Genomic DNA, 17,226 nt, shown 5'->3' with positions numbered 1-17,226 from the left:
CTTAATTCGCCGCGCGCCAGGCGCCCACTGCCGGATCGCGCAGCTGAGGACGCAGGGTATCAATCAGAACGATATTCAGCGGGGTGCCTGGGGCAACCCAGGCGCTCCAGGTTTTCTTCACCGCTGCAATACGCGCCTGCAGTTTTGCATCGTCGCTGGCGGTCTCGCGGGAAATTTCTACCGCTACCGTGCCGTTGCTCTTCCAGCTGTTCAGGGTGCTGTCGTAAGGCAGGATCATCCAGCTCTGATCGCTGTCTGGCGTGCTGAATACCATGCGCTCTTTATTGACGGAGGTGATCAGCGCGTTTTCCGGATCGGCGCTCTGATTCAGCCCCATCACCGGGAAGCCGTGAATGTACGTCACCGCCATCTCTTTCTGCCCGCCGTTGCGGGACTGAGAGATAACGGTGTGACCGCTCAGCCAGCTGCCGTTACCGCAGCGGGTGGTGTCAGAATCCGGAATAAAGAGCGCCGGAGCGGACGCGCCGCCCTCCCAGAAGGTGCGCAGGTGGCAGCCATCCTGCAGGGTAAACTCCTGCCACGGCGTGCGGTCGGCGGCAACGGTGCGGGAAGCCACGTTCTGATCGGGTGGCAGTAACGCGCCGCTGGCTGGGGTTGCGGTGACGGTCTCGGCAGGCGCGGCCTGCTGCTGTTTCACCACCAGCGCCCAGTCCTGCGCTTTAGCTGCCGTGCCCTGCGCCAGCGTCGTCCCCTCGGGATCGTTGAGCGTCCAACTGAGTTTATTCACTTTGCTGCACTGGTGTTCCAGCAGCGAGCCAAGACGCGGCACAAAGTTTTCCAGCACGGAGACGTCTTTCTTGCCGTTCGCCACAATGCGCAGCGCCACCTCAGGCTTACACCAGCTTTGCGGGGTGTTGTCTTTGATGTTGTCGATCCAGATATCCAGCTTCTGCGCAGGAGACTGCACGATGCGGAAATTTTCAGCCTGCGCGGTGGAGGTCGCCGCCAGAAGTGCCAAACCCGATAGCCAAAGTTTCATATCGTTCCTTGTGTGTCTAATCAGTTCCGCAGGGAAGAAATTGTGCTGCGTCAGAGAGGGTGTGCAGCAAAGTGGTGTCCTGAGGGTTGCCCATCCATACCGCCAGGGCGGTATAGTTATCCTGCGCATTCCCCTCCTGCTCGCCATTCTTTTGAATGATTTGGTTCATTAAGGTCAGCCACTCCTGCGGCGTATTGACCATGTGCAGCGACTGCTTCATTTGCTCTTCGCTGACGCCGTGCCAGAATCCGTCGGTGCAGAGTAAAAAGGCATCGCCGTCTTCTACCTGCACCACGTCGCTGTAGCTCGCTTCCGGTCCGCCGTTTTCAATTCCCAGCGCCAGATAAAGCAGGTTGCTGTTGAGATCGTCCGTCTGATGCCCGGCATCCTTCATCTGCTGCACCAGACTGTGGTCCGTGGTGACGTGCCACAGCCACCCCCGGCGAAACAGGTACAGGCGGCTGTCGCCGGCATGCGCCCAGTACGCCAGCCCGTAGTCCCGGTCAATGAACAGGCTGACCAGCGTCGTGCCCATCCGGCGATAGTCCTGAACGGCCTGCTGTTCGCTCAGAATGGTGCGATTCGCCGTCTGCACGTAGTCGCGGATATGCTGCGCGTTGAGGTGCTTGTCGCCATCGAAGCGGGAGATAATGCTGTTACGGGCCAGTTCCGCGGCGACTTCACCACCGGGCAGACCCGCGATGCCGTCGCAGACGACAAAGCAGGCCGAGCGTTCCCCTATGGTTTCTCCCGTCTGATCCTGGTTGCTGGCGCGCGTCCCCTGGCGGGAGAGAGAAGCGGTTGCGATATTCATTTGTCTTCCGATCCGCTCTGTGAGTCTTTGTACTGATTCACCTCCATGTCATACGCATGAAGGAAGGCTTCGCCGAACAGGGTGTGGAAGTCATCCTCAATCTCGCCCGCCGTCTCACCATAGCTGCGAACAAAATAGTCCCACAGGGCGGCTTTGCGGCTGCCCGGCAGCGCCAGACGCGAGGTCATGCCGTTCTGCTTCGCCTGCTCCTCCAGCTGTTCCGGGTTAAAGGACTGCAGCATCGCGGCGATGATGGCGCGGATACCGGAGATCATCCCCAGCTGGTGCGCCTGCAGGTCGATCAGCGCGTCGCGCACCGATTTGGTCGGCGGCATAAAGCCCGGCATCGGGGTGCCGAACATCTGAATTAAGACGGTTTTCCCGGTCGGCAACAGCTTGAACGGGTTGTTGGCATCGTCCAGCACCATGGTCATATCGGCTTTTACGCCGCGTTTCAGGATGGAGCGCGACGAGAGCAGCGCCACGGTGCCTTGCGAGAACATGCCGAGAATCTGCCCCAACTGACGCATATTTTCCCGGTCAAACTGCGGAACAGGCTGCATTTCGCTCAGGCCCATACCTTCAAGCAGCGCCTGCAGCAGCTCGCCCTGCAGCACTTCACCCTTCTCGCCATTATTCGGGCTGGCGGTTGGGGATGCCGAGTTATTGACCGGGTCGATGCGCAGGCGCCCCTTCGGTGCCTGAGCGCTGCTGCGCGCAACGGCCTGCGGCGTAGGCATGGTGAAGCCTGCGTAATCCGGCCGCGCCGGCTCTTCTTCACGCGGCGTTTCCTGCGGCTCTGGGGCGAACAGCGGAGAATCGGCAAGCACGTCCTCTTCCTGCTCCGGTTGAGGCGTTGGTGCTGGCTTTTCGTCTGCAATATCATCCGGGTGGGTTAACGGTGCTCCGCCCATCAGCCCGAGCGGGTCATCATTGCGCGCGGCTGGCGCGCTGGCCTTTCCACCGAACAGCGCCAGCGGGTCAAGCTCGTCCGCCGCGTCTTCTTTAGGAGCGGGTTGCCCCTCAACCGGCTGCACCAGCGTGGAAGGCGTCACGTCGTCAAAAATGCTCTCTTTTTTGAACAGCGCTTCGTCGCTGAACAGCGTGTCCGGGTCGACGTTCTTGCGCTCAAGCGTTGGATCGCTGTCGTTGAACATCGCCAACGGATCTTCGGCATTACGTTCCGGCGCGGCGGGCTGGGAGAAGGGATCCTGTGAGGCCGCAGTCTGCGGTTTTGCGCGGTTGCTGGAGATGCTGTCGGAGATGGAGAACTCCTGCATCAGGCTGTCCCAGATTTCGGAAGGCACGGCGGTCGGTTCCGCCTTACCGCGTGGCGCGGGGTTAGCAGGCTTCGTTTGCGCTGCGGGCGCAGCGGGTGCGGCTGTCGGACGTGACTGCTGCTGCATGCTGGCCGCCATACGGCTCACCGGCTGTGTGTCGTGGATCAGTTCGGTCACTTCGATACGGTAGTCATCAATACCGAGAATGTCGCCATCCTGCAGTTCAACCTGACGTCCGCGCTCCAGCGGAATATCGTTTAATACCACGCGGGTGACGCTGCCACGGTTGGTGACACGGCATTCTCCCTGAGCGTCAACGTGGACAATGGCCTGCAGACGCGAGATGGTGCGGTCATTGTCCGGCAATACCAGATTGTTATCCGTACCGCGCCCAATGGTGCCGCCCGGGGCGTAAAAATCACAGCTGCTTTGCGGCGGCTGATGACCGGGTTTCGTAGAAATAATCGTGAATCGCATGGCGTATTCCTGCTGGTATGATTAGCGCTCAAACGCTGCCGCTCTCGGGACGAGAACGGCGGCGTTTGGGGCCGCTTCCATTGCTTCTATTTTGCGGTTTTGAGCGGACGAATCGCGTCGCTGTTGGCGATTAAGCTGCACTTTAAAACCTGATATTGGCCCGGTTCAGTACCGCCTATCTTCTCTTTCAGAGAAGAAACAATGATCTGGTCAGCTTTTTCAAAATTTTCAGCAGGGAGATTGCTTGCTTCCAGCCAGGCGGCCGCGCTGGCCTCTGCATCATCTTTCAGACTTTTACTGTCCGCGATCTTACTGATGCAACGGTTTTGCACCCAATTTTCAAAGATTTGTTGCTGAGTAAAAGCGCTGACGGCAGGCAGATTTTGGGCATAAACGGCAGAGGCATTGATAGCCAATACCAGCAGTAATAAACGTTTCATTTCAGGCTCCAGAAGGTGGCGTTGGTCGGAATAAACGAACCATTACCCGGTGAGCCGAGGAAATGGCAATCATCAGAGCAAATATTTCCATTCCAGAGTGTTACATGACCGGTTGCGTCGCTCCAGCCGTGCCCGGTAAAAATGATGATGCCTTGCTTGCCTGCAAATTGCGCAGGCGTTGGGGAAGAGACCGACATATCTGCATTGCCCAGTACCGTGGGTAGAAATGCAATCATATCTTTAACGCGGAACATATAGCGCTTTTTGTCGTTCCCGGTCACTGTCGCATATTTACTGTTAGAAGGAATCGGAATGCCACAGTAATTTAAAACGTAACTCATACGAATTGGGCAGGCATTTTTAAAAATACCGGCGTCGATATTATGCTGAACTTTTCCACCCAATAATTTGCCAACCTGTTCTACATTTACGTTCACTTCTCTGAATCTGTTCCAGGCGGCACCAAAAGCAGGACGCATATGAGACATCTCGTTTCTCCTTGATAAGAAGCTCAGGGTAAAGTGAGCCCTTTCGGGCCCACTATTATTATGCTTCTTTGTTTTCTTTGATATTCCAGCCAGCGCTGCTTTCAGCACCTTTACCACCCGACGTGGTCTGCTCCCAGTACTGCTGTTTCACTTTCGCAGCCTGGAATGCATAGGTCACACCCACGGTGTCGCCGTTGTCTGCACCGGTGTACTGAACGGAAGTCACCAGCACATCCTCCAGCGTAATGCGGGAGTATTCCACCTGCTGACCGCCCGCTTTACAGACGGACAGCTCAACCTTAGTCAGGTGTTTACCGCTGGCGCAGTGTTTCAGGATAGCGGTGGTGGATTTGTCGATCAGCGCGTTAACGTGCAGGTCGTTAAAGTTAACTTTACCGGCACCGCCGCCACCGCCAACGCTCATATTACCTGGCTGGGAAGCGCCCCAGGAGAAGGAGGTAATATCAGTCCAGCCGGTGTGGTTAGAATCTTTAGATTCGCCCGTAACACCCTCGACCTTCAGAAACATATCAATAGCCATAATATCTACTCTTCGTGGATGAACAATATTGCTTTCGAAAAAGCACTTATATGGCAAACAGGAAAGCATGGGGCTGAATAAAACCGTCCATATTTTACCTCTGCCTCATATCAAATGACCCGTGTCATTTGACAGTCTTACATTCCTCCGAAATAACGGAATGAATGTGAAGTCATTATTACCGTTCCAGCCGTCTTTCTTGCCGGCCCGTGCAAGATGTTGCTCTTACGCGTCTTTCGTCTTCAGCGACGGCAGTTTAGAAACAAGACGCAGGGAAACGGTCAGACCTTCCAGCTGGTAGTGCGGGCGCAGGAAGAACTTCGCGGCGTAGTAGCCCGGGTTGTCTTCAATTTCCTGCACCTGCACTTCCGCAGCCGCCAGCGGTTTGCGGGACTTGGTTTCCTGGGAGGAGTTAGCCGGGTCACCGTCGACGTAGTTCATCACCCAGTCGTTCAGCCAGCGCTCCATCTCTTCGCGCTCGCGGAAGGAGCCGATTTTGTCGCGCACGATGCACTTCAGGTAGTGGGCAAAGCGGCAGCAGGCGAACAGGTACGGCAGACGAGACGCCAGGCGCGCGTTGGCGGTGGCATCCGGATCGTGATACTCGGCCGGTTTTTGCAGAGACTGCGCGCCGATGAAGGCGGCAAAGTCGGAGTTTTTACGGTGAACCAGCGGCATAAACCCGTTTTTCGCCAGCTCGGCTTCGCGACGATCGCTGATGGCGATCTCGGTCGGGCACTTCATGTCCACGCCGCCGTCATCGCTCGGGAAGGTGTGGCACGGCAGGTTTTCCACCGCCCCGCCGGACTCCACGCCGCGAATCGAGGTGCACCAGCCGTACTCTTTGAAGGAACGGTTGATGTTGGCGGCCATCGCATAGGCCGCGTTCGCCCACGAGTAGCTGTTGTGGTTTGCGCCGTCGGTCTGCTCTTCAAAGTCAAAGCTGTCCACCGGGTTGGTGCGAATGCCGTATGGCAAGCGCGACAGGAAGCGCGGCATCACCAGCCCCAGATAGCGGGCGTCTTCGGATTCACGCAGTGAACGCCAGGCGGCGTATTCGGTGTTCTGGAAGATCTTGGTCAGATCGCGCGGGTTAGCCAGCTCCTGCCAGGACTCCATCTGCATCACGCCCGGCGCGGTGCCGGTGATGAACGGACAGTGCGCCGCAGAGCCGATGCGCGCCATTTCCCCCAGCAGCTCAACGTCCTGCGGGCTGTGGTCGAAGTAGTAGTCGCCGACGATGCAGCCAAACGGCTCGCCGCCGAACTGACCGTACTCCTGCTCGTAGATTTTCTTGAAGATCGGGCTCTGGTCCCAGCCCACGCCCTTGTAGCGCTTCAGGGTGCGGCCCAGCTCCTGCTTGGAGATGCTCATAAAGCGGATCTTCAGCATCTCGTCAGTTTCGGTATTGTTGACCAGGTAGCTCAGTCCGCGCCAGGCGCTCTCCAGCTTCTGAAACTCTTCGTGGTGAATGATCTGGTTCACCTGCTGCGAGAGCTGCTCGTCGATACCGGCAATCAGGTTCTGAATGGTGCGGTAGGTGTCGTTCGAGAAGGTAACGGTATTTTCCAGCGCCTGCTGCGCCAGAGTCTTGACCGCACTCTCCACGGCGGAACGCGCCTGATCGGTTTTCGGGCGGAACTCTTTGTTCAGCAGCGCGCTGAACTCATCCTGGCTGAACGCCTGACCCGCCTGCTGATCGTGTTGTTGAGTCTGGTTGCTCATCGATTATTCCTCGCTACCTTTCGCACTTTCGTCATTTTTTGGCAACTGGCTCAGGGATTTGAGCAGCGTCGGATCCTGGAGAATTTTTGCAATCAGCTCTTCCGCACCGTTTTTGCCGTCCATGTAGGTCAGCAGGTTAGAGAGCTGCGTGCGCGCCTCCAGCAGCTTGTTCAGCGGCTCAACTTTGCGGGCCACCGCGTCCGGCAGGAAGTCGTCCATGCTGTCGAAGGTCAGATCGACGTTGAGCTTACCTTCGCCGGTCAGGGTGTTATCTACCTGGAACGCCACGCGCGGCTTCAGCGCCTTCATGCGTTCATCGAAGTTATCGATGTCGATTTCCAGGAATTTACGCTCGTCGACGGCTGGCAGATTTTCCACCGGCTTGCCAACCAGATCGGCCATAACGCCCATCACAAACGGCAGCTGAATTTTGCGTTCTGCACCGTAGATCTCTACGTCGTATTCGATCTGCACGCGGGGAGCACGGTTGCGTGCGATGAATTTCTGTCCACTGTTACTCATTGCCATGATGTTCTCCATCAAAGATGCGCGGTGAAGGTGAAACGGCAGACTCCATGCCTGTCGTCATAATGCCAGGACGCGTCATTCGCGGCGTCCAAAGATGTTTTCCAGTTGGTTAACGCCGTCTGGCGCCAGGTCGCGAATAATGTCCATAAAGTTAAGTTCTGACAGCCGCTGCACCCGTTCAATCATCAGCGGCGCGGGGTGGCTCGGTTCGTACTGCGCGAAATACTGCTTCGCTTTTTCCAGCATTAGCTGCGCGTCGGCGCGGCTGGTAACCTGCACGCTGCGCCAGTCGGTGACCGGCTGAACGGGCTGCGCTGCCGCAGGCTGCGGCTCAGCGTGCTGTTCAGCCTGCTCTTCACGGTTCGGCAGCAGCTTGCTGATGTCGGTCACCTGACACGCGCTGGCGACCAGCCCCACGGTTTTCAACAGCTGTTCCATTTCCGGTACGCCGCTTTCACCGAGATGCCCGATAAGCAGCTCGCGGATGGCCAGCAGCCGTTCGTTAATCACAATGACCGCTGCGGTCCCCGGCTGGTCGCCGCGCGCCAGTTCGTCAATCAGCCTCGGGCGACCGCCCGGATAGTCCGGACACTCGGTTTTACTGCCGTCCAGCAGTGCCTGGGCGTCACGCAGCGAAATTTCATCGCCGTTTGAACGCAGCAGCGAGGCGTTACGTACCGCGACGGTGAGCTCGGATTTATCGCTCAGCCCTGCCAGAGCGTTAATGCGATAGAACGGGTCGGTTTCGCCATACTCTTCCAGCAGCGGATAGAGCGGCTCCCAGTAGCGCGCGATAGCCTCCTGCACCAGCAACAGCCCGTCCGCGTAGCCTGCAAGACCGCGACGGCGGGTCCAGGCGTGGGTTAACGCCAGCATCACGCGAAGATCTTTGGTGCGGCTCAGCAGGCTGGTAGCGAATTTTTCTACCGTGTTCCAGTCCGCAGGCTCTGCCGGGATGATGGTGTCGCCAAACTGCTGTTCCGCTTTGCCCTGACTGGCCTGGTTCATCGCCTGGAAGTCAGCGTCATATTCCAGATTGTCGCCACAGGGCTTGTCGGGACTTATTGGCGCGAGAAATTCTTCGATATTCATGAGATCCCTGCTTATTCAAACATAGGCGGATAGAGACCGTGACGCCCCGGGCGGGCGCCCCCTGCCGGGTCGAACAGCAGGGTAAAAAGCTGTCCGGTGAAGTTGCCGCTGTGAACGTGGGTGTACAGCGGGTAACCGTCGCAGCGGTTGGTCCACCAGTAGCTGGTCTGACGCAGCGGGTCAAAGCACTCTGCCGCCTGCGGCCAGCCCAGCGTGCTTTGGCCGTCCTCGTCGTAGCCAATGACGTCGAGGATGTCAGAGCGCTTCTGCGGCTCGACGGGCTGCGGCGCCGGAATGGACATCAGCATCTCATCCAGCTGCGAGGCGGAAAAGCTGTTACGCACCGCGTGCAGCCCCAGACGACCAATTTGCTGATACCAGCTCTCCGCCTGGCTGAGCAGGCTGGTCGACCACTCTGACGGGGCGAAGCTCAGCTGAATGCAGACCGGGTACTGTCGGCCAACGCTGTCGCGGCCGGGCAGCAGGCAGCCCATCTGGATCATCTGGCTGCCCAGCATCGGCGGGACGACGAAATTCCAGACCGGAGCTTTGGTGAACTGGCGCTCGCCGCTGCGCTGCTCTTCCTGCTGCCAGGCCAGCAGGCCAACCTGAAACCAGTGCGACCACTGGCGCTGTAAGGTGTCAGGAAAGCGACGCTGCAGGAAATCTCCGGCGCTGGGTAATTTGCCATACCAGCTGTAGCGGTTCATCGCAGGGGTATTCGTCATACGGCTGTCCTTGCGGTTATGGGCATGAAAAACGGGGAAGCTGGAACGGGTTGCGGATGCTGTTCGGCGCAAACTCCAGCGTGACCTGATGTCCGTCGACGTTGAAGGTGGCCTGACGGCTCAGGCTTCCCGCGCCCGGGCTGGTGCTCGCTTTGTCAAAAAAGCGGTTGAGCGCCCAGGAGCCGTTGGTCACAAGCGTCGCGGTGCTGCCGTTAGCCAGACCCAGCTGCATACGGACCTGGTTGGTGCCGCCCGGCCCCGGCCAGTTCATGATTTGCACCGCCTGCGGACCGTGGCTGTAACGCAGCAGTTGGCCGTCGACATCCAGCGTCAGGTTCAGAATGGTGTTATCCATTCGCACGGTGCGAACCGTCACCTTGAAAGACGGCGTGGTTGCGCCGTTAGCAAAGAAGGCGTCGCGAATCGACTGGGCCTGCTGGAAGGGCCTCAGCAGCCCTTCGCTGCCCGGCAGGGTTTTACCGTCGATACCCGGCATAAAGCGCCAGTTTGCCTGCGTCGTATCCACTTTGCTGGTCAGGTTGTCGCGAAAGAAGGTATCCATCAGCCCGGTGCCCGGCGCGAACATGCGGGCGAGATCGTCCGGGGTGACCTCAGTGCTGGCGCTGCGCACCAGCGGGTAGCGACCGGCGATCGCCTGACGGCAGAAACCGCCGACTTCAACGTTGATCCGCTTACGCACGTTTTCCAGATCGCGGCGCTGGGTATCGCTGCTGGCCCCCACCGCCATGTTGCTGAACATGGTTTGCAATCCGCCCGGCAGTCGACCGGCGCTGGCCTGCAGACGGCTGATCGCCTCGCCGCCCGGCGCCGGCATACCGCTGTTGGCGGCGTCCTGCACGGCGGTCAGGTAACGATAAAGCTCGTCCACCTGCTTAAGAAAATCATCAAAGACGATGGTCTTGCCACCCTTTTCCAGCGGCTGGGCCAGCTCAATCATCGGCGCGTAGTGGTCCGTCACCAGCTGCTCCGGCGCCTGAGTAATCGCGGCGGCCTGCGTCGGGGCATTGTCATTATTGCTGAACAGCGCTTCCAGCGTGCGGGTGGCGCGGTTGCTCTGCGCCTGCGCTTTATCGGCATCTTCCGGTGCCGGGGTATCCCGGGAGAGCGTCAGCACCTGGCTCAGGTTCTGCACCAGACGGCGCAGGGGCGAGTTTGCGCCAGAGAGCAGGCGCGCAGTGTTGATGCGCTGGGAGAGATCGGCGCTGTTGTTAAGCTGGATGTCGGCGAGAAAGCGATCCCAGTTCGCGATAAAGTCGCGCATGTAGAGCTGGCGTACGGCGTTATCGATCTGCTGTTTATCTTCCTGCGCGGTCGCGGCGCCCAGCACCCAGGCGTCGTCTTCATGCAGGGCGGTCGTTACGCTGTCAATCTGGCTGTTAAAGCTTTTCCAGTAACCGTCCGGCGTATAAAGACCCGGCACCCCTTCGCTCACCGGCTTACCGCTTTTGCGGGAAAACACCAGCTCGCTCTGTGGCCCGCCCAGATCGGAAAGGGAGACCGGTTTGAGGTTGTCGTCATGTTCCAGCAGGCGCTTCAGGCGACCGTAGACGCGGGTTGAAAGCGGTTGCTGGTTGATCAGCGCTCTTTCACGCGCCACCAGGGATTCGTCCTGCGCGTACGGCGAGGCCTGAATTTTCGGCTCCAGCAGCTGGGTGAGGTGCCATTCGAGCTGCTGCAGCTGCGCCTTCGTGACGTTTTGCGGCAGGTTGCGCTGCAGGTTGAGCATCACCCAGGAGTGCAGGAATTTGCCGTCGTAGTGCTTCGGCTGATAGAGCATCTGATAGGCTTTCAGCGCCTCGTAGCTGTACTCCACGTCGCTGCCGTTGTCGTTGCGCAGCCAGGTGGTGATGTGCATAGCAACGGCGGGCAACAGCAGCTGATCCAGCGCCTTCTGGTACAGGGACTGCGAAGCATCGCTGACGTCATCCCCACGGTAAAGCCCCATGCGGCGGGAGACCGGCGGATCGTTGACATCAAACGCGTCGCTTTTCGGCAGGTCCACCAGGCCATTCAGCAATGGCAGCAGATCGAACAGGTCACGCTGCGGCTGGTTCTGCAACGCTTTGCTCTGCTGGTCCAGCAGCGGCACCTTCGCATCCACCTCTTCCAGATAGGCCTTGTTTTTAGCATAGCTGGTCAGCCACAGCCCGCCGAGGATCGCCAGCAGGGCCAGCAGCGCCACGTAGCCGGACCAGATCACCGCCCGGTTGCGCAGCTCCCACCAGCGGTTTTCCCCGGCGATCCCGGCTTCCTGGAAAATAACGTTTTGCAGCAGGTTCTTGATGAAGAAACTCTGGCCCTTCGCGCCCGGGATTGGGGCTTCTTTACTGACCGAATCCCAGTTATCGCGCTCTGCCCCTTCCGGCAGGGAGAGCGCGCGGTTCAGTTCGCCCATTACGCGGTCAAACGGCATGCCTTCCTGCGTCCCGCTGGCGAAGTAGATCCCGCGCGGGGAGAACTCAGTTTCGAAGTTGGAGCGCGCAAAGACCGTGCTCAGGTAGTCCGCCAGCAGCGGACGCAGTGCAGCGAACTCCTGCGGGAAGAGATACGCTTCGGCGCGGGTTTTCGCGTCATGCTCTTTGAGCATGGTTTCCGGCAGCCCGGCATCAAGACGCTGCTGTAACAGAGAAAATTCCTGCTGGAAGTTGCCCATCAGGTCGTAATCGGCGTGTTTGGTCTGCTCCCACGGCAGCGTGAAACCCCAGATCTGGTCGCGCTGCGCTTTATCGTAGTCGGCAAACCAGGCGCGGAAGCCTTTGAGAAGGTCGGCCTTGGTCACCATCACGTACACCGGGAAGCGGATACCCAGCTGTTCATGCAGCTCGGACAGGCGCTGGCGCAGGTTGACCGCCTGCTGGCGGGACGCCTCGGCAGACTGGGTCAGCAGGTCCGAAATGCTGATCGTGACGATGACGCCGTTGATCGGCTGGCGGCGACGGTACTTGCGCAGTAGCCCCATGAACTGCAGCCACTCACCGGCATCCTGCGCCTGCTCGCTCTCCTGGGTGGTATAGCGACCCGCGGTGTCCAGCAGCACGGCTTCGTTGGTGAACCACCAGTCGCAGTTGCGCGTGCCGCCAATACCGCGCAGCGCGGTCTTACCAAAACGGTCGGCCAGCGGGAACTGCAGCCCGGAGTTCACCAGCGCCGTGGTTTTACCGGAGCCCGGCGCGCCGATAATGACGTACCACGGCAGTTGATAGAGATATTGCGTGCTGAAGCGCTGGATCCACTGGGCGCCCTGGCCCGCTTTGCTGAAGTGCGCTTTTTTAAGCATCTGCGCGGCTTCATCAAAACGGCTGGCGAGGATCTGCTCCTCACTGTTCAGGCGCTGCTGCGGATCCGCCGCCTCCGGGCTGGTGGTGTTCTCGTTGAGCTTGTCCATCAGCTTGCGGTTCAACCAGGCGTTATAAAGGCGCGGCAGAATATGGCCCTGCGCCCACAGCAGGTAGACCACGGCGATACTGATGATGCGGTTCTGTTCGGATTCGAGCGGTCGGGTGTCCACGATGGACAGCAGAGGGCCAATCATCCAGATCACCGCCGCCAGCGCCGTTACGCCGAGGAAGCTCCACAGAATGCGGTTGGTCAGAATGGAAAGAAGTGTAGTCAGCATCCTTAGTTTCCTTGCGGCAATCCGTTCAGCTCGGCCTGGGTGTTTTCAGGCGACACCAGCAGAGTAATTTCCACACGGCGGTTACGGGCGCGGTTTTCCGGCGTCGTGTTCGGCGCCACCGGGTTAATCTCGCCCCGCCCTTCCGCCTTCACGCGGCCAGGCTGAGAGAGGCTTCCCTGCAGCATTTTCTGTACGGAGCGCGCGCGTTCCAGTGAGAGCTCGTAGTTAGAGGCAAAGCGCGCACTGCGGATCGGCACGTTATCGCTGTAGCCCACCACCAGAATTTTGCCGCTGACGTTGTTCATCGCCTGCGCAATGCGGTTGATGACCGGTTCATAGCGGTCGCGCACGACGGTCGAGGCGGAGGCAAACAGCCCGTCGCCCTTCAGGATCACGACGCTGCGATCTGCCTGGTCTTTTACCGCCACCAGGCCCGCCTCAATTTCAGGCTTCAGGAAGCCGCGCAGGTTAAGCACCGCGGGCAGCTGACGCGCCGGCTGCTGAATGGTGGTTTCCGGCAGCTGGGACTGATAAATCTTCGCCAGCACCGGGTTGGTGTTGTCGCCAAGGCGCCAGTTAAGCACGATATAAAACAGGCAGGCGATAAACCCGGCCAGCGCTACGCAGGCCCACAGGGGAACCATCGGCCGCCAGAGCTTGCGCAGCACCGGACGATCTTCCGGATGGGGAGAAAGCGGCGGCGGATAGCTGCCGCGCACGCCGCGGATCATTTGCCACAGCCGCTGCTTGATGGTTTCAAGCTGGGTGCGGCCATTGTCCAGCACCCGATAGCGCCCCTCGAAGCCGAGCAGCAGGCAGTAGTTGATCATCTCCAGCAGCAGGATATGCTCGCGCGGGTTCTGCGACAGGCGCGCCAGCAGCTGGAAGAACTTTTCGCCGCCCCAGGTTTCGTTATGGAACGTTACCAGCAGGCCATTGCTGGACCAGACGCCGCTGCTGCCCCAGGGAGTCAGCGCGGCGGCCTCGTCCAGCGCCGTGCACAGGCAGTAGCGCGCCCCGACGATCACTTCGTAGGGCAGCCCCGCCTGCTGGCAGCGGACTTCAAAACGGCGAATCTCATCGATCAGGCGCTGGCGTAACGCCACCTGATCGTCATGTGATACCGAATGACGGATCTGCGGAATCGCGTTGAGCAGCGGATTGGCGGCCGCCACCAGCTGATTGTTGCTACTGGCTCCGGTAAACGCGGCATCACTGCCGCTATCCTGTCGTTCCTGCATATTAAGCGCTCGCTTTATTATTCTGTCGGGCTACGGATGGCCCAAAACTCCATATCCAGCCCCGGGAACTCCCCTGCAAGGTGCAGGGCGAATGCGCCGGACTTATCCATCTCGTGCCACAGCTCGCTGCCCTTCTCCAGCTCGAAGTAGCTGTAGCCGGCATGCCACGGGATCTGCGGCGGCGCGACCGGCATGGCGCGCAGCATAATGCCCGGCAGCTGCAACTGAACCAGATCGCGAATTTTCGAGACCGGGGCAATTTTCATCTGCGCCGGGAAATGGGTTTGCAGGTGTTCGCCCGGCACGTTGGCTTTCACCGCCAGCACGAAGCCAAATTCGCGCACCATGCTGGTTTCAGGAACAGTGGCGATGTTCAGGCCATGCGAGCGCTCGTTAAGCGGCAGCTGAATGGCGTGGTCTTCCATCACCAGCGACAGCCCCTGGCGCAGCATCAGCATCAGCTTGCTGAAGCAGTTCGCCAGATCGTCGTGATCGTAGATCGGCAGCACGCTCTCGGTGGTGCGCTGCGACGTCCAGGTCGTGAGCTCGGTGGCAAACGGCAGCCAGCTGCGCCAGAGCGTTTCCGGGTGTAGCAGCGGCAGCGTTTTTAAATGTGAAACCTCGCCCAGATGACGGTTCACGAGCGAAAGCAGCGTAAATTCAATCAGTTCAGAGGTGTTAAAGCGGCCAGGCTGACGCAGGCGGCCGCCAATCTGCTGGCTGCGCTGCACCAGCAAACCGTGCAGATCGTTGATCATGCTGTAGATCTGCGGGCTGTTATTGGCGTTCAGCATCGGCGGGATGTAGCTGTTATCCAGCCGCACGTGGTTGTCGTTGCGTTTTTCAGTCACAAACGCCACGCCGATGGATGTCCATTCTGCCGTGAGGTCTTTTTCCAGCATCAGCGTCAGGCGCAGGCGGCCAAACTGGACGGTGGCATCCCCCACCGACATAGCGTTATCGTCCTCCACCTCCTGCTCAAACGCGACGAAGCGGGCCAGCGAGGCAGGCTCTTCGCTGAAAATCACCTCTTCCCGCTCGCCACGACGAACCGGCAGCGCGAGCACCACCTTTTCGTTGGTGAGATTGTCAGGAATTTTTAGCGGCGCGGGACCATTGCGTCCGTTGCGGACCTGGAAAAAGGTGCCGTCCGGCAGTAACCCGCTGCAGTAGCTCAGGGCAATGCAGCCCTGGCGAAGCATCGCTTCGTCCAGTTCTACGTCGAGAAAGCCCCAGAGATAGGAACGCTGCAGCGCACCCCACTCACGAACATGGTTGAGCAGATAACTTTCAGTCCGCTGAAAATGGTGTGGACGCAGGAACATGCCTTCGGTCCAGACGACCTTTTCTGCTTTGGTCATGATGATGTGTTTCCTGTTGTGAAGCGCGTTACTGGCTGATGACCCGAATGCCGTTTACGTCGAGAAAAACGTTGGCCTGGAGTTCATCCGCGGACCATTTCCAGAACTGGTAGATATGATTTTCGCCTGGCACAGGCAGCGGGAGTGAAACGCGCCATTTTTTACCGTCCAGCTTCTGATATTCCGCCATCACGCCGATATAACGCGCCTCAGGATCGCTCTGACCGCTGAGGGTTTTGGACAGCTGTCCCGGCATCAGGAAGAAAACGTCGCTGTTCAGCAGATTCGCGCCAAGCGTTGCTGACGCGTTGTTCTGCAGGGAATAGAAGTCGCTGGACATGAAATCCGCATCGGATTTCAACAACAGCACCCGGACTTTAAGTGGCGCAGAATCATTGAGTTGTGGATGAGCCTGAAACTGCAGATTGTAGCGGGAAGGTTCGCTGTGTGAAGACGACGTACAACCACTGACAAGGGCGAAAATCGCCGCGTAAAAGACTAACCACAGCCGATGAAACTTTTTATTATTCATAAAAATACGCCCACGAAAGCCGTTTAGTTCAGGATCCAGGTACCGTTAGCGCTGTCTTTGCAGGCTTTGCTGTTGCCATCCACATCGACGCAGGTCGCTTTTTTACGCACCTTAGGACGAATGGCCTGTTTGCGGACGGTGGCTTCGTACTGGTCGGCTTTGATAACGGCACGCATCGGGACGTAGCCAATCAACTGGTCGTTCCCCTCATCGGCGAGCGCCATCCAGTAGTGTTCAACCTGCCCCAGCACTACATAGGTTTTTCCGGTTTCCAGCGTACGGATAACCTTTCCGCCAAAATCAGGACGGCTCATCAGGGAGGCCGGGTACATGGCACGATAAGGCTCGTTGAGCTGGGCGAATTCCGTTGGCGGCACCACGGCGTGACGGTGGGTCAGGGTGACACCGTTGACCTGGCTGGTCACGATCGTGTCGTCGGTGATTGCCGGTTTCTGTGGCGCTTTACAGCCCGCCACCGCCATTACAAACAGAAGTGAAAACAGTACGCGCATTTTCATATGCTTTTCCGTAGCGATATTTTGATGATGGAGATAAGGGGATGAAATTTGACTTAGGTGCTATTGTTAAAATAGTCAGGATAATTTCGGGGTGTTACTAATTTAAAGGCATAGCTACCGCACGAACCCTTCAGAATAAGGCCCAGCGTCTTCCTGACATATTTTGACAAACGGTAAACAAGTTTACATGAGCTTTGCTTCAATTCAATATTTACCGCAGCGTAAGTGGTGGTAATTGAAGCAGCCAAAACATTATAGGAATAATCTGATAAAAAAACCCGACATGGCCTGGAGCTACTTATTTCAACACCTGCTAATGATATAACACACTGTTATTAAAGCACAAAATTCAAAAGAGAACGGATTTCATTAACGCAATAACGCTATTATCGCCACTACCATAATTAGTAGAAATGTCGTTTTGGTGATATCAGAAGAAGATATCGACGATGAATTATTTGTTGCACTAACAGGGTATGTTTAATATTGCCGCATCACCTGACGACACCATCGCTATTTAACTTATTGACTGCCCCTTTAATTTCACGACTCAAAATAACTTATATTTCATATTGTGATAATAACCCTGTAAGTGATTATACATTTCCATTAATCATTAAGCCTGAGTAAACATTCTCGTCACTATTTCGAATACCGACGTTGCTACAGCGCCTGTCAGCCGCCACGTTTCCACTTTAGAGCGACCGTCTCTTTCATTCGAAATTTTACCTGCGCTACATACTTTCTCTCTCGATGCTATCTATCCTGCCTACCGGATGATAGATACCTGTCTCTTATACACATCTGACGCTGCCGACGACGGA

General features: G+C 58.0%; 15 protein-coding genes. All 15 read right to left on the bottom strand.

The window, feature by feature from the left end:
- Window position 1: 1 nt before the first annotated feature.
- The 15 genes from HBA26_RS18630 to HBA26_RS18560 all read right to left on the bottom strand — a co-directional run bounded on the left by HBA26_RS18630 (window position 2) and on the right by HBA26_RS18560 (window position 16,402).
- The gene (locus tag HBA26_RS18630) at window positions 2-1,000 is read right to left on the bottom strand and encodes a hypothetical protein (RefSeq protein WP_063437358.1); all 999 of its coding nucleotides are present in this window, start codon (window positions 998-1,000) and stop codon (window positions 2-4) included.
- A gap of 16 nt (window positions 1,001-1,016) precedes the next feature.
- Window positions 1,017-1,814: a protein phosphatase 2C domain-containing protein gene (locus HBA26_RS18625; RefSeq protein ID WP_023336024.1), complete on the bottom strand. Its 798-nt coding sequence runs from the start codon at window positions 1,812-1,814 to the stop codon at window positions 1,017-1,019.
- Entirely contained in the window at window positions 1,811-3,571 is a 1,761-nt protein-coding gene (gene tagH, locus HBA26_RS18620) for a type VI secretion system-associated FHA domain protein TagH (RefSeq protein WP_126345739.1), read from the bottom strand. The genes HBA26_RS18625 and tagH overlap by 4 nt, the downstream gene beginning before the upstream one ends.
- A gap of 86 nt (window positions 3,572-3,657) precedes the next feature.
- The gene (locus HBA26_RS18615) at window positions 3,658-4,011 is read right to left on the bottom strand and encodes a T6SS amidase immunity protein Tai4 family protein (RefSeq protein WP_047364888.1); all 354 of its coding nucleotides are present in this window, start codon (window positions 4,009-4,011) and stop codon (window positions 3,658-3,660) included.
- Window positions 4,008-4,499: a type VI secretion system amidase effector protein Tae4 gene (locus tag HBA26_RS18610; RefSeq protein WP_023330611.1), complete on the bottom strand. Its 492-nt coding sequence runs from the start codon at window positions 4,497-4,499 to the stop codon at window positions 4,008-4,010. The genes HBA26_RS18615 and HBA26_RS18610 overlap by 4 nt, the downstream gene beginning before the upstream one ends.
- 58 nt (window positions 4,500-4,557) lie before the next feature.
- Window positions 4,558-5,040, bottom strand: a complete 483-nt coding sequence (locus HBA26_RS18605; protein WP_008502640.1) for a type VI secretion system tube protein Hcp — start codon at window positions 5,038-5,040, stop codon at window positions 4,558-4,560.
- 225 nt (window positions 5,041-5,265) lie between these two features.
- Entirely contained in the window at window positions 5,266-6,765 is a 1,500-nt protein-coding gene (tssC, locus tag HBA26_RS18600) for a type VI secretion system contractile sheath large subunit (protein ID WP_006810956.1), read from the bottom strand.
- Between the two features lie 3 nt (window positions 6,766-6,768).
- Entirely contained in the window at window positions 6,769-7,293 is a 525-nt protein-coding gene (tssB, locus tag HBA26_RS18595; RefSeq protein WP_008502644.1) for a type VI secretion system contractile sheath small subunit, read from the bottom strand.
- Between the two features lie 75 nt (window positions 7,294-7,368).
- The gene (tssA, locus tag HBA26_RS18590; RefSeq protein WP_126345740.1) at window positions 7,369-8,385 is read right to left on the bottom strand and encodes a type VI secretion system protein TssA; all 1,017 of its coding nucleotides are present in this window, start codon (window positions 8,383-8,385) and stop codon (window positions 7,369-7,371) included.
- An 11-nt stretch (window positions 8,386-8,396) separates the two neighbouring features.
- Window positions 8,397-9,113, bottom strand: a complete 717-nt coding sequence (gene tagF, locus HBA26_RS18585) for a type VI secretion system-associated protein TagF (protein WP_028013492.1) — start codon at window positions 9,111-9,113, stop codon at window positions 8,397-8,399.
- Between the two features lie 16 nt (window positions 9,114-9,129).
- Entirely contained in the window at window positions 9,130-12,750 is a 3,621-nt protein-coding gene (tssM, locus tag HBA26_RS18580) for a type VI secretion system membrane subunit TssM (protein WP_126345741.1), read from the bottom strand.
- A gap of 2 nt (window positions 12,751-12,752) precedes the next feature.
- The gene (locus tag HBA26_RS18575; RefSeq protein WP_028013493.1) at window positions 12,753-13,991 is read right to left on the bottom strand and encodes a DotU family type VI secretion system protein; all 1,239 of its coding nucleotides are present in this window, start codon (window positions 13,989-13,991) and stop codon (window positions 12,753-12,755) included.
- Between the two features lie 17 nt (window positions 13,992-14,008).
- Window positions 14,009-15,352 (bottom strand): type VI secretion system baseplate subunit TssK, encoded by a 1,344-nt coding sequence (gene tssK, locus HBA26_RS18570; protein WP_041909533.1) that lies wholly within the window; start codon window positions 15,350-15,352, stop codon window positions 14,009-14,011.
- 28 nt (window positions 15,353-15,380) lie between these two features.
- Complete coding sequence (gene tssJ / locus HBA26_RS18565; protein WP_166720976.1) at window positions 15,381-15,884, bottom strand: type VI secretion system lipoprotein TssJ; 504 nt, start codon at window positions 15,882-15,884, stop codon at window positions 15,381-15,383.
- 23 nt (window positions 15,885-15,907) lie between these two features.
- Window positions 15,908-16,402: a hypothetical protein gene (locus HBA26_RS18560; protein WP_048960692.1), complete on the bottom strand. Its 495-nt coding sequence runs from the start codon at window positions 16,400-16,402 to the stop codon at window positions 15,908-15,910.
- Between the last annotated feature and the right edge of the window lie 824 nt (window positions 16,403-17,226).

Source organism: Enterobacter sp. 725m/11 (genome assembly GCF_011683705.1).
GTDB classification, from domain to species: domain Bacteria; phylum Pseudomonadota; class Gammaproteobacteria; order Enterobacterales; family Enterobacteriaceae; genus Enterobacter; species Enterobacter bugandensis.
Note: the sequence above shows the minus strand (reverse complement) of the source record. Positions and strands in the feature narration are given on the sequence as shown.

Bases quoted from the DNA above. Each gene is read 5' to 3' on its own strand.
- tssJ (WP_166720976.1), bottom strand. From the start codon at position 15,884: ATGAATAATAAAAAGTTTCATCGGCTGTGGTTAGTCTTTTACGCGGCG.
- HBA26_RS18575 (WP_028013493.1), bottom strand. From the start codon at position 13,991: ATGCAGGAACGACAGGATAGCGGCAGTGATGCCGCGTTTACCGGAGCC.
- tssC (WP_006810956.1), bottom strand. From the start codon at position 6,765: ATGAGCAACCAGACTCAACAACACGATCAGCAGGCGGGTCAGGCGTTC.
- tagF (WP_028013492.1), bottom strand. From the start codon at position 9,113: ATGACGAATACCCCTGCGATGAACCGCTACAGCTGGTATGGCAAATTA.
- HBA26_RS18615 (WP_047364888.1), bottom strand. From the start codon at position 4,011: ATGAAACGTTTATTACTGCTGGTATTGGCTATCAATGCCTCTGCCGTT.
- HBA26_RS18630 (WP_063437358.1), bottom strand. From the start codon at position 1,000: ATGAAACTTTGGCTATCGGGTTTGGCACTTCTGGCGGCGACCTCCACC.
- tssA (WP_126345740.1), bottom strand. From the start codon at position 8,385: ATGAATATCGAAGAATTTCTCGCGCCAATAAGTCCCGACAAGCCCTGT.
- HBA26_RS18605 (WP_008502640.1), bottom strand. From the start codon at position 5,040: ATGGCTATTGATATGTTTCTGAAGGTCGAGGGTGTTACGGGCGAATCT.
- HBA26_RS18610 (WP_023330611.1), bottom strand. From the start codon at position 4,499: ATGTCTCATATGCGTCCTGCTTTTGGTGCCGCCTGGAACAGATTCAGA.
- tssB (WP_008502644.1), bottom strand. From the start codon at position 7,293: ATGGCAATGAGTAACAGTGGACAGAAATTCATCGCACGCAACCGTGCT.
- tssK (WP_041909533.1), bottom strand. From the start codon at position 15,352: ATGACCAAAGCAGAAAAGGTCGTCTGGACCGAAGGCATGTTCCTGCGT.
- HBA26_RS18560 (WP_048960692.1), bottom strand. From the start codon at position 16,402: ATGAAAATGCGCGTACTGTTTTCACTTCTGTTTGTAATGGCGGTGGCG.
- tssM (WP_126345741.1), bottom strand. From the start codon at position 12,750: ATGCTGACTACACTTCTTTCCATTCTGACCAACCGCATTCTGTGGAGC.
- tagH (WP_126345739.1), bottom strand. From the start codon at position 3,571: ATGCGATTCACGATTATTTCTACGAAACCCGGTCATCAGCCGCCGCAA.
- HBA26_RS18625 (WP_023336024.1), bottom strand. From the start codon at position 1,814: ATGAATATCGCAACCGCTTCTCTCTCCCGCCAGGGGACGCGCGCCAGC.